Here is a 13,920-nt window from a genome sequence, read left to right as displayed (position 1 = left end):
TGAGCAGAGGGCGACGTGCGTTCTAGCTGCCAGCCGGGAGCACGCTCGGCACGGCGGGAGGGAAGATCGCGCCCAGTAGGGTCTTGGTCCACTCGATCAGGGCGTTGTCGTCGAGCGGCTCGCCGTTCGGCCGAGGCATCGGCACGCTGAGCGCCCCGGTCGAGGACACGTAACGCGAGCCGGGATACATCCGCTGCAGCCGCACCTGGATCGAGTCGGCCAGGTCGGCCGGCGCGACACGCAAGTTCGACCCCATGGCGACGACCTCGCTGAGGTTCGCCTGTTGGGCCTGCCAGCGCAGCCGCGATACGGCCACGAGGTTCTGCACCGGCACGGGCGGTTCGCCGTAGCGGTCGGTGAGCTCCTCGAGTACGAGGTCGATTTGGTCGTCGGTCGCGGTGGGCGAGCTCGCGCTGGAAAGCTTCTGGTACGCCTCGAGGCGCAGCCGTTCACTGTCGACGAAATCGTGCGGAATGTGCGCGTCGACGGGCAATTCGAGCCGCAGTTCGGTCTGCCCCTCGGCGACATCGCCGCGGAAGGTACTCACGGCCTCGCCGATCATGCGCAGGTACAGATCGAAGCCGACCCCCGCGATGTGGCCGGCCTGCTCGCCGCCGAGCAGGTTGCCGGCGCCACGAATCTCCAGGTCTTTGAGCGCGACCTGCATGCCGGCACCGAGCTCGTTGTTCGCCGCGATCGTGGCAAGCCGGTCGTGCGCGGTCTCCGACAGCGGCTTGTTTTCGTCGTACAAAAAGTAGGCGTAGGCGCGCTCGCGCCCGCGCCCAACCCGGCCGCGCAACTGGTGCAGCTGGCTCAGGCCGAACTTGTCGGCACGGTCGATGATGATGGTATTGGCGTTGTTGATGTCGAGGCCGGTTTCGATGATCGTCGTGCAGACCAGGATGTCGAACTTGCGCTCCCAGAAATCACCGACCACCTGCTCGAGCTGCGCCTCGGGCAGCTGCCCATGCGCGATCGCGATGCGCGCTTCCGGCACGAGTTCGGCGAGCTGCGACGCGATGCGGTTGATGCTCGTGACCCGGTTGTGCACGAAGAAGATCTGGCCCTCACGCAGCAGCTCCCGACGGATGGCCGCAGCCACCTGCCGCTGCGAGTACGGTCCCACAAAAGTCAAGATAGGGTGCCGGTCTTCCGGCGGGGTGGCCAGGGTCGACATCTCGCGGATGCCGGTGACAGCCATCTCGAGCGACCGTGGGATGGGTGTCGCGCTCATTGCGAGAATGTCCACGTTGGTCTTGAGCTTCTTCAGGGCGTCTTTGTGCTCGACGCCGAAGCGCTGCTCCTCATCGATAATGACAAGGCCGAGGTCTTTGAAGATAATTGACGTCGACAACAGCCGGTGCGTGCCGATGACGACGTCGACGGTGCCGTCGAGCATACCGGCGATAGTCTCCCGCGACTCCTTGTCGGTCTGGAACCGCGACAGGGCGCGCAAGTGAATGGGAAACCCTGCGAAGCGTTCCTTGAACGTTTCCATGTGCTGGCTGACCAGCAGCGTGGTCGGCACAAGCATGGCCACCTGTTTGCCGTCCTGCACCGCCTTGAACGCGGCGCGAATGGCGACCTCGGTCTTGCCGAAGCCGACGTCGCCACTGAGCAGCCGGTCCATCGGAATGGGCCGTTCCATGTCGGCCTTGACCTCGTCGATCGTCGTGAGCTGGTCGGGCGTCTCGACAAACGGGAAGGCCTCTTCGAGCTCGCGCTGCCAGGGGGTGTCCGGCCCGAAGGCGTGCCCCTTGCTGGCCATGCGCGCCGAATACAGTTTGACCAGTTCCACGGCGATGTCGCGTACCGCCTTGCGCGCCTTGGTCTTAGCGCTCGACCAGTCACTACCTCCCATTTTGCTCAGGGCCGGCGCTTCACCACCGACATACCGGGTGACAAGGTCGAGCTGGTCGGTTGGCACATAAAGCCGGTCGCCGGCGTGCCCGCGCTTCAGCGGTGCGTATTCCAGCACGAGGTATTCGCGGGTGGTCTTGACCGGGTTACGGCCCCCGCTCGACACCTCCCGCTGGGTGAGTTCGAGAAAACGGCCGATGCCGTGCGTCTGGTGCACGACATGGTCGCCGGCGACGAGCTGCAACGGGTCGACGACGTTCTTGCGGCGGCTCGCGAGTTTCTTGATCTGGCGTGCGGAGTACCCAACTGTTCGGCCGTAGAACTCGCTCTCGCTGATCAGGGCGAGTTTGCTCTGCGGCAGCTCGAAACCGTGATCGACGGATGCCTTCAGCAGGTAGGCGATACCCGGTTCCGGCTTGAGCGGCCAGACGTCTACCACCCGCGCCGGCAGCTCGCGCTCGGCGAGCACCTGCGCGGCCCGCTCGACCAGGCCGGCGCCCTGGGCGACGATGCCGACGACCCAGCCGTCATGCAGCCGGGAGGCGACGTGACCCACAGCGCCGTCGACGCTGCCGGCGAAAGTGGGAACGGCATCCGCTTCGATGCGAATGGTCAGAAGTTCGTCCATCTCACGGTGTTCGGGCAGTACCGGCGCATCGGTCGGTGCTGCCTGGAACGTGCTCAGGGTCCACCAGCTGTGGCCGGAGGCCGGCGCTCCGGGTGCCGAGTACTTCACGCTGTCGCGGAGGCGCCCCAGCGTGAGAAAATCGCCGGATTCAAGGTCGATCGGCGCGTCGGCGCCGGAGGTGGCGGCGCTCCAGGCTGCGCCGAGAAACTCCCGGTTGGTTTCGGCGAGGCTGATCGCGCGGCTCGCGACCCGCTCCGGGGAGATCACAGCGACGGCGGCGTTGCTCGGCAGGTAGTGGGTGACCGGCACGAGCCGGTCGACCAAGGCCGGCGCGAGGCTCTCCATGCCCTCCACCGGGATGCCCTCGGCGATCTTGGCGAGCAGGCCGGCCAGGGTCGGAAATTCGTGCTGCATCTCCCGGGCGCGCTGCCGCACTGCAGGACTCAGCAGCAATTCGCGGCTCGGCGGCAGGCTTACCGAGGTAATCGGTTCGGGGAGGGAACGCTGGTCGGCGACGCTGAAAAGGCGAATCTGCTCGACCTCGTCACCGAAGAACTCCACCCGGAACGGATGCGAGGCGACCGGCGGAAACACGTCGAGGATTCCGCCGCGCACGGCGAACTCGCCGCGCCGGGTGACCATGTCCACGCGGTTGTAGGCAACGTTGACGAGCTGCAGCACGATCGCCGCGAGGTCGTGGCCGCGCGCGCCGACGGTGAGTTCGATCGGTTCGTAGTCGGTGAGGTTGTCGGCGACCGGCTGCAGCGCGGCGCGCACCGAGGCGACGACGATAAGCGGATGCCGCGTGGCCGGGTCCGCCTCCTGCCATTCACGCATGCGGCGCAGGGCGTGCAGGCGGTTACCGACGATCTCAGCACTCGGACTGAGGCGTTCGTGCGGCAGGGTTTCCCAAGCCGGAAAGTCGATGATTTCGGCGTTCGTGGCGAAGCAGCCGAGATTCTCGCGCAGCGCCTCCGACTCCCGCCCGGTCGCGGTGATGACGAACAGCGCCTGGGCATCGTCCCGGCGCAGGTCGAGCAGCGCGGCGAGAAGCGGGGCACGCAGGCCCTCTGTCAGCGAGAAATCAGCATCCCGGCTGGCATAGGCGAGGGCATTGTCGAACGTGGAGGCGCGCGCGAGCGCTGCGATTAAGCCCTGAAGGATCACTCAATGAGTCTACGCACTGGCACTGACAGCGCCGAACTGGCGTCAGGACGGTGAGTGAAACTTCTGCTGGGCCGCCACAACGCCGTCGGTGGCGATCAGCTCGATCGCATCGGAGGCATCCGCTATCAGGTTGGGCAGAACGTTGCGCTCCGCGGCCGCAAAGTCGTGCAGCACGAAGTCGGCCGCATTCTGGCGGCCGGGCGGGCGACCGATGCCCAGGCGAATGCGGATGAAGTCATTGCTGCCGGTGGCGGCGATAATGTCGCGCAGACCGTTGTGCCCGCCGTGACCGCCGGCGACCTTGATCTTGAGGGTATCGAAGGGCAGGTCCAGGTCATCGTGCACAACGATGAGCCGTGACACGGGCAGCGAGTAGAAGCGCAGCAGTGCGGCGACCGGGCCGCCGGAGACGTTCATGAACGTGGTGGGCTTGGCCAGCACCAGTTTGGGTTGCCCGGGCGCCAGCCGCCCTTCGGCGACCAGGGCTGCGGTTTTGTGACGCTTGAAGTTTGCGGCCAGACGGTCCGCGAGCTGCGCCGCGACCATCTGACCGACGTTGTGCCGGTTGCCGGCGTAGTCGGGCCCGGGGTTGCCGAGCCCGACTACGAGCCACAGGTTCGTATCCAGGGGAGTTCTCCGTTTGCGGGGGTGAAAGCCCAGACGGAACCAGTTGATGAGTGCTGCTACTAAGCGGCGGGCGTGGCGGCCGGGGTTCCAGCCGTGATGACCTCGGTCTCGGCCTCTTCTTCATCTTCGCCGCGCGGGGTGTGGATGTAGACGACGAGGGCGTCTTCGTCGGAGATGAGCACGGCGCCGGAGGGCAGCGGAACATCTTTGGCGTGAACCTGGGCGCCATCTTCGAGGCCTTCGATCGACACGGTGACGTTCTCGGGGATGTCGGTCGCTTCGACCTCGAGCAGCAGGGTCTTGGTGTCGAAGTCGGCGATCGTGCCGGCGAAGGACTCGCCCGACATGTGCACCTGAACTTCAACCTGAACTTTTTCGCCCTTACGCACGACGACGAGGTCGATGTGCTCGATGATGGCCTTCACCGGGTCCTTCTGCACGTCCTTGACCAGCACGAGCTGCTTGGTGCCCTCGATGTCGAGCTCGAGGAGCATGTTGGCGCGACGCAGCAACAGCGCGATGCGGTGGGCGGGCAGCGATACGTGCACCGGCTCGGTGCCGTGGCCGTAGATGACGGCGGGGATCTTGCCGAGCACGCGCAGCTTGCGGGCCGCGCCCTTGCCAAAGCTTTCGCGCAATTCAGCGTCGACGGCGGTAACTTCTTTAGCCATGGTATTTCTCCTTGCGGGGCGTGGGCCCGGGTCGTGGTTCGCGGGCCGAAGCCCGAGAAAGAGGGGTACTGATTCAACTCGAACGCATGTCAGCGTGAGGAAAAGCCCAAGGCCTCGTCCGCCGCGTCGATAACGGATACCGCCGGTCCGATAGTCTGGCCCGGCACTATCCCTCGCCGAAGTACGTTGGCAAGCTTACACAGTTCGAGCCGCACGTGCAGCCCGGGCGTGTCGTTCGGCCGTGCTCACCAGTCGTGGACGGCACCGTCGGCCAGTCGGTTGAAGGACAGATACGCCGTCTGGTACGGCAAATCTGCCATCTGAGCGTCGTGTGGCGCTCCAGCTGACCCTCAATGTGGGACCGAACAGTCTCGTGGACTACCCTTGACAGTGGTCTGTTGATCACAGCCCCGAAGGAGAACACGTGTCAGAGTCCGGTTCAGCACAGGCAAACATTGGTGTCGTCGGTCTGGCGGTGATGGGCTCGAACCTCGCCCGCAACCTCGCCGGTCGGGAGGGGAACACCGTCGCGGTCTACAACCGCTCCCCCGAGCGCACCCGCCTGCTCACGACCGAGCACCCCGAGGCCAGTTTTGTCGCCTCGGAGAACATCGCCGACTTCGTCGCCTCGCTCACGAAGCCGCGTACCGCCATCATCATGGTGCAGGCTGGCCGCGGAACCGACGCCGTCATCTCACAACTTTCGGAACTGTTCGAGCCCGGTGACATCATCGTCGACGGCGGCAACGCCGAATTCACCGACACCATCCGTCGCGAGAAGGAGCAGAGCGCTAAGGGCCTCAACTTCGTAGGCGCCGGTATTTCGGGCGGCGAAGAGGGCGCACTCAACGGCCCGAGCATCATGCCCGGCGGCTCGGTCGAGGCATATAAGACGCTCGGCCCCATTCTCGAATCCATCGCCGCCGTCGTCGACGGTGTGCCCTGCGTCACCCACATCGGCACCGACGGTGCTGGCCACTTCGTCAAGATGATCCACAACGGCATCGAATACGCCGACATGCAGCTCATCGCCGAGGCCTACGACCTGCTGCGCAAGGTCGGTGGGCACTCCCCCGAAGCCATCGCCGACGTCTTCACCGATTGGAACGGCGGGGAGCTCAACAGCTACCTGATCGAGATCACCGCAGAAATTCTGCGCCAAGTCGATGCAAAGACCGGCGAGCCGTTCATCGACGTCGTGCTCGACGAGGCCGGCTCCAAGGGAACCGGCGTCTGGACCGTGCAGAACGCCCTCGACCTCGGTATTCCTGTCGGCGGCATCGCCGAGGCTGTCTTCGCTCGCGCCGTCTCGAGCCACCCAGAGCAGCGTGGACCGGTACGCGCCACCATTACGGCGCGCCCCGAGATCGCCGTTGTCGGCCACACCTTTCAGGAAGACGTGCGCCAGGCGCTCTACGCCTCGAAGATCGTCGCCTACGCACAGGGGTTCGACGCGATCATCGCTGGTGCGGTTAAGTACAACTGGAACATCGACAAGGGCGCTATCGCCACGATCTGGCGTGGCGGCTGCATCATTCGCGCGCAGTTCCTCAACCGCATCGTCGACGCCTACAACAACGACCCGTCCATCCCAAGCCTGCTCGTGGACCCGTACTTCGCCGAAGCCGTCGCCTCGGGTGAGGCCGCCTGGCGCCGCGTGGTCTCGACCGCCGCACTGTCGGGCATCCCGGTTCCCGGCTTCGGTTCGAGCCTGAGCTACTTCGACTCGCTCGCAAGCGAGCGCCTGCCCGCTGCCCTGGTGCAGGGCCAGCGCGACTTCTTCGGAGCCCACACCTACCACCGCGTCGACATGCCCGGCACCTTCCACACCCTGTGGTCCGGCGACCGCAGTGAAATCGCCACCGAGGCATCCACGCACTAACGCACTCGTCTGCCGGCCGGCAGCATCCGCTCACCCACGTCGGGCAGAACGGATGCCGTCGGCCGGCTTCGGTTAACCGGTCATTTCACACCCGGGTCTGGAAGACTGTACGCACCCATGACTGACAATCACCCCGAGCTTTCCGGCTACGAGCCGAACGACAACTATCGCCCGCTGCGCGGCAAACACTTTTCGTCGATTCTGCGGGTCGTCGTGGTGCTCGGGCTGATCGCCCTCGTCGTGCCGGGCGTGCTCACGACCATGCGCGTCGCCTCCGACACCGCCGCGAACGCCTGCGCAACCGCGGTAGCCCAGTATTACCCCGTGGCCGCTGACTTCGACGCCCGGTTCGACTTCGCCGGACCGGGCGGGTTCGGATGGCAGTGTTACGCCATCGACGTGAACGAGCGCGACACCTTCGTGACGCCCCTCGGGCTCATTCCCTCCGCGCCGCGCCAGCTGGCCCCCGGAACGCCCACCTAGCGAGTTCTCGAACCTCTCATGGCCGCCAAGCCGTGAGTTTCGACGACCTCGCATCGCCGAGCCGTGAGTTTCAACCCGAAATCGCCCACAAACTCACGCTCAACGATCAAAACTCACGGCTCGCTGAGGCGGCGGCGGGAAGATCGCGAGACGAAAGTGAAGCATCCACTCTTGGCGCAGTTGAAGGAGTGGAGACAGCGGCCGCAGCCGCCGCCTCCCTAACCAGCCACTCGCGGGGCTGATCACCTCAATGGCTACGCGGCGCCGTCGAACATGGAGGTGACCGAACCCTCGTCGAAGACCTCGTGGATGGCGCGGGCGAGCAACGGGGCGATCGGCAGCACGGTGAGGGTCGGAAAGCGCTTTTCCGGCGGGATCGGCAGCGTGTCGGTCACCACGACGGCGCTGATGGCTGGGTTCTGCAACATGTCCACCGCCGGGTCGCTGAACACGGCGTGGGTGGCCGCGACGACGACGCCGATGGCGCCGGCTTCGCGCAGAGCCTCGGCGGCAAGCGCGATGGTGCGTCCGGTGTCGATCATGTCGTCGACGAGCAGGCAGACACGGCCGCTCACCTGGCCGACGATCTCGTGCACGGAGACCCGGTTGGGCACCAACGGGTCGCGACGCTTGTGGATGATGGCGAGCGGCACGCCGAGGCGGTCGCTCCAGATGTCGGCGACTCGCACGCGGCCCATGTCGGGTGAGACCACGGTGAGGGTGGCCGGGTCGAGCTTCTCGCGGAAGTGCTCCAGAAGCACTGGCATCGCGAACAGGTGGTCGACCGGACCGTCGAAGAAGCCCTGAATCTGCGCGGCGTGCAGGTCGATCGACATAATGCGATCGGCTCCGGCGACCTTGAACAGGTCGGCGACGAGGCGGGCTGAAATCGGCTCGCGACCCCGACCCTTCTTGTCTTGCCGGGCATAGGGATAAAAGGGCGCGACCACCGTGACGCGCTTAGCCGAGGCCCGCTTGAGCGCGTCCACCATGATGAGCTGTTCCATCAGCCACTCGTTGATCGGCGCGGTGTGCGACTGGATGACGAAGGCATCCGAGCCGCGCACGCTCTCGTCAAACCGGGCATACAGTTCACCGTTGGCGAAGGTACGTGCGTCGGTGTGGAGCAGCTCTGAACCAAGCTCCGTGGCGATATCGAGTGCGAGCTGCGGGTGCGCGCGCCCCGAAACCAGTACGAGTCGTTTGTCGCCGCTGCTCTTGATTTCCGACACTTATTCTCCAGTCTTTGTGATGCTGCTGCTCGCTGACGCTGCTGTGGCAGCAGCCGTGCCTGCACGGTTGGTCTCGACCCAGCCGTCCATGTTGCGCTGTGGCGCCACGTTGATGGCCAGTGCGCCGGCCGGAACGCTTTTGCGAACGACCGTGCCTGCCCCCGTGTACGCTCCGTCCCCAATTGTAATCGGCGCGACGAACACGTTGTGCGACCCCGTGCGCACATGCGACCCGATCGCCGAGTGGTGTTTGGCCACGCCGTCATAGTTGGCGAAGATCGTTCCGGCGCCGATATTCGACCCGATACCGACCGTGGCGTCCCCCACATAGCTCAGGTGCGGCACCTTGCTGCCGGCTCCGATCTGAGCGTTCTTAGTCTCCACGAAGGCGCCGATCTTGCCGTCGGCACCCAGCACGGTGTTCGGACGCAGGTACGAGAACGGGCCGACGGATGCTCCGGCCTCGATCACCGCGAGGGTCGCATCGGTGCGATTGACGCGGGCGTTCTCGCCGATCTCGCAGTCGCGCAGGGTGGTGTCCGGGCCGATGATGGCGCCGGTCGCCACCACGGTGGCACCGACGATCTGGGTGCCGGGCAACAGAGTGACGTCGGGCGCGAGCACTGCTTTCAGGTCGATCCAGGTGGTGGCGGGGTCCTGCACGGTCACGCCGGCCAGCTGCCAGCCGCGCACGATCAGGGCGTTGAGTTTCTGGGCGGTGTCGCCGAGCTGGGCCCGGTCGTTGATGCCGGCGACGATCCAGGCGTCGGCGACGGGAACGGCGCTCACCTCGGAGCCAGCTCGGCGCAACAGTTCGATCACATCGGTGAGGTATTTCTCGCCCTGCGCGTTGGCGGTGGTGAGCTCGGCGAGCTGCTCACGCAGCGCGGCCAGCCCGAACAGGTAGACGCCGGCGTTGATCTCGGTGACGGCCAATTCCGCATCCGTCGCGTCTTTCTGTTCCACGATGCGGTCGAACGCGCCCTCGACCGAGCGGATGATGCGGCCGTAGCCGGTCGCATCGTCCGGGTAGGCAGACAGCACGGTGCCCGCCGCAGCGCCCTTGCGGTGCGAGGCGATGAAGGAGGCGAGCGTGGCGGCGTTCAGCAGCGGCACGTCGCCGTTGATGACGAGCACGTCACCGTCGAAATCGGCGGGCAGGGCGGCGACGGCCTGTTCGACGGCGCGCCCTGTGCCGGGAATCTCGTCCTGGTCGACGATCGTGCTCTCCGGCAGGTCGTCGGCCACGACGGCGGCGAGCAAGTCGCGTTCGTGCCGCACGACGGTCACGACGTGGGCGGCGTCGAGGGCGCGCGCTGTGGCCAACACGTGGCTGACGATCGGCATTCCGGCGAGCGGATGCAGCAGTTTCGGCAGGCTGGACTTCATGCGGGTGCCCTGGCCGGCGGCCAACACGATGATGGCGAGGCGGGCGTCTGTCACAAGATTCCTAACGCATTGGTGAAGAAAGTAGTGCTCCGCCACCAGGATTCGAACCTGGACCGAACAACTCCAAAGGTTGCCGTGCTGCCGTTACACTATGGCGGACCATGCTGACCGGGGCCAGCAACTTGTCAAGTCTGCCAGATTCCGGCGGCCAGCATGCACCGCTCCAGCGGTCAGACGGCCCCGGGGCAAAGAAACCCCCCGGTAAGCGGGATAATGGAGCAATGCCTGGCCATGATGAAGTCGACCGAATCGTCGATTCCTGGCTGCGCGAACGGCCCGATCTTGATTTTGCGCCGCTGCAGGTACTCAGCCGGGTCGCCCGGTTATCAAAGCACCTCGACCGTGCCCGCCGCACCGCGTTCTCCCGCTCCGAGCTCGCGTCGTGGGAGTTCGATGTGCTCTCGGCCCTGCGCCGGGCCGGCACCCCCTACGAGTTGAGCCCGAAAGCCCTGCTGCAGCAGACCCTCGTCTCAAGTGGCACCATGACGAACCGCATCGACGGGCTCGTCGACCGCGGGTTGGTCACGCGCCGCTCCGCACCCAACGATGGTCGCGGCATCCTGGTGGGCATGACGCCTTCCGGCCTCGCCCGAGTGGATGCCGCCATCACTCGACTGGTTGACGCCGAAGCCGACCTGCTCGACACCCTTTCGGTGACCGATCAGGAACGGCTGGCCGGCCTGCTGCGCAAGCTCAGCCTCGACTTCGACTGACTTCAGCGTCGACTCCGGGTGCGTGGCTGGCCGCTACCCGAACCGACCGTTGACATAGTCGGCGGTGCGGGAATCGATCGGGTCATTGAACATAGCCTCGGTCGCACCATGCTCCACGATACCGCCGGGCGTGCCCTGGGCAGCCAGAAAGAACGCACAGTTTTGGGAGACCCGCTGGGCCTGCTGCATGTTGTGCGTCACGATGACGATTGTGACCTCGTGGGCGAGCTCGAGCATGGTCTCTTCGATCACTCGGGTCGAGGTGGGGTCGAGTGCGGAGCACGGCTCATCCATGAGCAGAATGCGCGGGGTGACCGCGAGTGAGCGAGCGATGCACAGGCGCTGCTGCTGTCCCCCCGAGAGTCCACTGCCCGGTGAGCGCAGTCGGTCTCGCACCTCCCTCCATAACCCGGCCTTGGTGAGGCAGCTTTCGACGAGGAAGTCTTTTTCGGCATTCGACGCCCGCGTGCCGGTGAGGGTCAGGCCGGCGATGACGTTGTCGTAGATAGACATCGAAGGGAACGGGTTCGGTTTCTGAAACACCATGCCGATGCTCTTCCTGGCATCAACGAGCTTGCGTTCGGCGTCATAGATATCCTCACCGTCGAGGAGTACCTGTCCGGCGAGGCTTGCCGAGGGCACGAGCTCGTGCATGCGGTTCAGGATGCGCAGAAAAGTGGATTTCCCGCAGCCTGACGGGCCGATCAACGAGGTGATGATGCCGGCCGGCATGGTGAGCGAGACCCGGTCAAGCACCTGGCGTTCGCCGAACCACGCCGATACATTGCGACCCTCGAGGGTGGCCAGCGGCAGGGTGCTTATCGCTTCCGAAGCAAATACTTCCGCAGCTGCCGGGGCTCCCGTTGCTGATCCTGAGGAATCCACCGAACGCCGACTCCCGGGTACGCGAGCGCGCAGTCGAGACAGCGGTGCGTGTAACCGCCCGGTCAAGCGTGGACGGGTATCTTCTTGTATGGGCAATATGGCGGTCCGGTCATCGTCGCGATTCATTGGAGTCATGCCCACATCTTTTCTGTAATGCCCCGTGACTCGGGACGAATTGGATAACACAATAAGAAAGACAAATGCGGCCGAGCGAATTAGAGCAGGTTGGGCAGCAGTCGAACAACCTGATCAGCGACGACGAGACCACTCAGCACGCCCACCGGGATGAAAACAATCCACGTCTTCTGCGCGCCGACCCGCGGAATGCACCAGACCGCAGCCAACTCGACCAGCAGGAAGAATTGCAGGGCAAAGACCAGCGCCCACACCGTGGATGTATCACCGGCTAGTTCCCGTTCCGCCGGTCGGAGAGTGGCAAACGAGGTCTGGCGCTGACCCGCTGGATAAGTTTCGCTCACCAGTTCGGCATCCACTCTGGCAATGCCGCTCGGGACAAACGCCGGTCCGCGAGCTGTCTCCAAAATGAGACGGCCCTGGTCGGCACGCGGCGAGGCCGGAGCCGGATCGCCGGCATACCGCACCCCGATGACGGAGAAGGTCGACGTTCCCTGACCGGTGAGCACGGTGAACTTTTGTCCGGGGCGCAACTCCTGGATGCGCGCGAAGGGTGCACCGTAGGCCGCCGCACGCCCCATGACCACGCTCACTCCCGCCTGACCAGGCAGCACCGTGTCGCGGCGGTGACCTGGGCCGCTCTGAGTCGTGGCAGAGCCTGTTCCTTCCACGATGACCTCGCGAACGCCCAGAGCGGGAATGTCGATCAGCGCAACCGGTGCGCCATCGGCGAGCAGGACCTTATCCACCGTGCCCTCGCTCACCGGGGCGGTTCCCTCGGCCAGCTGTAGGCGAAATGTGTCGGTGAGCTGTTGTTGCGCGACCATGTGCTGAAGCTGTCCGACGACGGTCACCTGCAGCAGAAAGCCGAAGATGAGGGCGGCGATCATCGTCAAGGAGCCTCGAATGCGACGTTCCCGCACGGTCAGCACGACCCGTGGGCTCGGCGCCGGCCCTGCCCAGCGGGGCGGCTTGGGTGGAAGGGCCTGACCGGGCTTCCAGCCGCGAGGAGGCGCGATCCGCGGGCGCGCCTGCGCTGGGCGAATCGCCCGTAGCAGGTGTCGGGTCGACGGCAGACTGCGCTTGGCACTCATCATGCTGTGACCTCGACGGGTACCTTGGACGCACTGAAGGCTGGCGCGTTCTGACGCCGAGCCCGCTGCCATGCCAGCACATAGCGTGCAGCAAAGAAAAGTGCGCCAAGGCTGCCCACAACAAGCATGACAAAGTAGGGAGGCAGGATGATGAGGGTGTCGCGGGTGACCGGCGTGAGAACGGTTCCGCGCACGGTATCCGGCGGAGTGAAGGTCATCTGGGCGTTGAGAATTCCCCACTGACCGACGTCGGGCAGGGTAACGCTGAGGGTCTTCGTTTGCCCAGCCTCCAGCTCGATCACGCTGATGTCATCGGATTGGGCGACTCCCATTCCGGCAGCGTTCTCCAGCCAGTATCGAAGGTCAGCGCTGAGGGGCCCGGAGGTAGCATTCTTGACCGTGAACGCGAGAGTCACATTTCCCCCCTCTGGGCCAATGACCGGCGCTGCGCTAGCAACCAAGCCACTGAGGTAAAAAACACCGCCCAAGTCGAAGGGGTCTTCACCCAGCGCATCGGCGACCGCCGCCGGAGTAGTCAGAGCAACCTCGCTCACGACAGTTGTCGGACTGGTGTTGCTTCTGGCTGGCGGCGCCTTGGACGTCGCGGAGGGGATAGAGGTGGCTTCCGGCTGCGCGAGGAGCCCGCCGGCAGTGATCGAAAAGCGCGCGATGGTCGAGTTAAAGGCCGTTCCGTCGGCCTTCATTCCGGTCGCCGAAATGGTATGACTGCCACCTTCCAGCCCGGCCGGCAGAGCCACCGAAACCGTAAAGGATCCGGCAGCGTCAGCGTGACCGCTGGCGAGCAGGACCGGTGTGGAGTTGACGAAAATTTCTATGAAAGAGAACGGCTTGAGGCCCGAGAGGGTGATGACCACCGGCGCGTTCGTCGCGGACGACCCAAACGGCAGGGCGACGGTGGACTGCGGCTCTGTCGCCGCCGACGAATCGACGACGGGAACGCTGATGCCGATACCGCTGTCATCGTTCGATGCGTAGGCGCCAGATTCTCCGGTACTCGAGCCGAAGAAAACGACAAGGGCGAGAGCGCCGACGACGCGAACTCGACGGGCTAAGCGTTGGTTGGGCACAGTCAT

At 65.2% G+C, this 13,920-nt stretch carries 11 protein-coding genes and 1 tRNA gene; 3 read left to right on the top strand and 9 right to left on the bottom strand.

Annotated features, from left to right (window positions below):
- Nucleotides 1-22: 22 nt before the first annotated feature.
- Genes mfd through E3T47_RS01930 form a run of 3 tightly spaced genes read right to left on the bottom strand, consistent with a single transcriptional unit; the run spans nucleotide 23 to nucleotide 4,953 of the window.
- Entirely contained in the window at nucleotides 23-3,655 is a 3,633-nt protein-coding gene (gene mfd / locus E3T47_RS01940) for a transcription-repair coupling factor (protein WP_134553968.1), read from the bottom strand.
- 42 nt (nucleotides 3,656-3,697) lie between these two features.
- Nucleotides 3,698-4,282 carry an aminoacyl-tRNA hydrolase gene (gene pth, locus E3T47_RS01935; protein WP_134553967.1) on the bottom strand — a complete coding sequence of 195 codons (585 nt, stop codon included), beginning with the start codon at nucleotides 4,280-4,282 and terminating at the stop codon, nucleotides 3,698-3,700.
- 59 nt (nucleotides 4,283-4,341) lie between these two features.
- Nucleotides 4,342-4,953, bottom strand: a complete 612-nt coding sequence (locus E3T47_RS01930) for a 50S ribosomal protein L25/general stress protein Ctc (RefSeq protein WP_134553966.1) — start codon at nucleotides 4,951-4,953, stop codon at nucleotides 4,342-4,344.
- A 424-nt stretch (nucleotides 4,954-5,377) separates the two neighbouring features.
- On the opposite strand from E3T47_RS01930, the gene gndA reads away from it, so the two are divergent.
- Together gndA and E3T47_RS01920 are read left to right on the top strand one after the other, a co-directional pair.
- Nucleotides 5,378-6,835, top strand: coding sequence for an NADP-dependent phosphogluconate dehydrogenase (gene gndA, locus E3T47_RS01925; protein ID WP_134553965.1), 1,458 nt, complete (start codon nucleotides 5,378-5,380; stop codon nucleotides 6,833-6,835).
- 117 nt (nucleotides 6,836-6,952) lie between these two features.
- Nucleotides 6,953-7,318 carry a hypothetical protein gene (locus E3T47_RS01920; protein WP_134553964.1) on the top strand — a complete coding sequence of 122 codons (366 nt, stop codon included), beginning with the start codon at nucleotides 6,953-6,955 and terminating at the stop codon, nucleotides 7,316-7,318.
- Nucleotides 7,319-7,572: 254 nt separating this feature from the next.
- Here E3T47_RS01920 and E3T47_RS01915 read toward each other — a convergent pair whose 3' ends face one another.
- The 3 genes from E3T47_RS01915 to E3T47_RS01905 form a co-directional block, all read right to left on the bottom strand.
- The gene (locus tag E3T47_RS01915) at nucleotides 7,573-8,550 is read right to left on the bottom strand and encodes a ribose-phosphate diphosphokinase (protein WP_134553963.1); all 978 of its coding nucleotides are present in this window, start codon (nucleotides 8,548-8,550) and stop codon (nucleotides 7,573-7,575) included.
- Nucleotides 8,551-9,993 carry a bifunctional UDP-N-acetylglucosamine diphosphorylase/glucosamine-1-phosphate N-acetyltransferase GlmU gene (glmU, locus tag E3T47_RS01910; RefSeq protein ID WP_134553962.1) on the bottom strand — a complete coding sequence of 481 codons (1,443 nt, stop codon included), beginning with the start codon at nucleotides 9,991-9,993 and terminating at the stop codon, nucleotides 8,551-8,553.
- 33 nt (nucleotides 9,994-10,026) lie between these two features.
- Nucleotides 10,027-10,098, bottom strand: a tRNA-Gln gene (locus E3T47_RS01905).
- A 122-nt stretch (nucleotides 10,099-10,220) separates the two neighbouring features.
- On the opposite strand from E3T47_RS01905, the gene E3T47_RS01900 reads away from it, so the two are divergent.
- On the top strand, nucleotides 10,221-10,712 hold the full coding sequence (locus E3T47_RS01900; protein WP_134553961.1) for a MarR family winged helix-turn-helix transcriptional regulator: 492 nt from the start codon (nucleotides 10,221-10,223) through the stop codon (nucleotides 10,710-10,712).
- Nucleotides 10,713-10,745: 33 nt separating this feature from the next.
- Here E3T47_RS01900 and E3T47_RS01895 read toward each other — a convergent pair whose 3' ends face one another.
- The 3 genes from E3T47_RS01895 to E3T47_RS01885 all read right to left on the bottom strand — a co-directional run bounded on the left by E3T47_RS01895 (nucleotide 10,746) and on the right by E3T47_RS01885 (nucleotide 13,920).
- Complete coding sequence (locus E3T47_RS01895) at nucleotides 10,746-11,519, bottom strand: phosphate ABC transporter ATP-binding protein (protein ID WP_241981877.1); 774 nt, start codon at nucleotides 11,517-11,519, stop codon at nucleotides 10,746-10,748.
- Between the two features lie 293 nt (nucleotides 11,520-11,812).
- Complete coding sequence (locus tag E3T47_RS01890) at nucleotides 11,813-12,829, bottom strand: sortase (RefSeq protein WP_241981854.1); 1,017 nt, start codon at nucleotides 12,827-12,829, stop codon at nucleotides 11,813-11,815.
- A complete protein-coding gene (locus E3T47_RS01885; protein ID WP_134553960.1) occupies nucleotides 12,826-13,920 on the bottom strand; it encodes a hypothetical protein in 1,095 nt (364 codons plus the stop codon). Before E3T47_RS01885 ends, E3T47_RS01890 begins: the two co-directional genes overlap by 4 nt.

The organism is Cryobacterium ruanii, from assembly GCF_004404055.1.
GTDB classification, from domain to species: Bacteria; Actinomycetota; Actinomycetes; order Actinomycetales; family Microbacteriaceae; genus Cryobacterium; species Cryobacterium ruanii.
Note: the sequence above shows the minus strand (reverse complement) of the source record. Positions and strands in the feature narration are given on the sequence as shown.

What these genes read in the sequence shown, in the direction of transcription:
- E3T47_RS01900 (WP_134553961.1), top strand. Translation starts at nt 10,221, where the DNA reads ATGCCTGGCCATGATGAAGTCGACCGAATCGTCGATTCCTGGCTGCGC.
- E3T47_RS01890 (WP_241981854.1), bottom strand. Translation starts at nt 12,829, where the DNA reads ATGATGAGTGCCAAGCGCAGTCTGCCGTCGACCCGACACCTGCTACGG.
- E3T47_RS01920 (WP_134553964.1), top strand. Translation starts at nt 6,953, where the DNA reads ATGACTGACAATCACCCCGAGCTTTCCGGCTACGAGCCGAACGACAAC.
- E3T47_RS01930 (WP_134553966.1), bottom strand. Translation starts at nt 4,953, where the DNA reads ATGGCTAAAGAAGTTACCGCCGTCGACGCTGAATTGCGCGAAAGCTTT.
- E3T47_RS01885 (WP_134553960.1), bottom strand. Translation starts at nt 13,920, where the DNA reads ATGACTGTGCCCAACCAACGCTTAGCCCGTCGAGTTCGCGTCGTCGGC.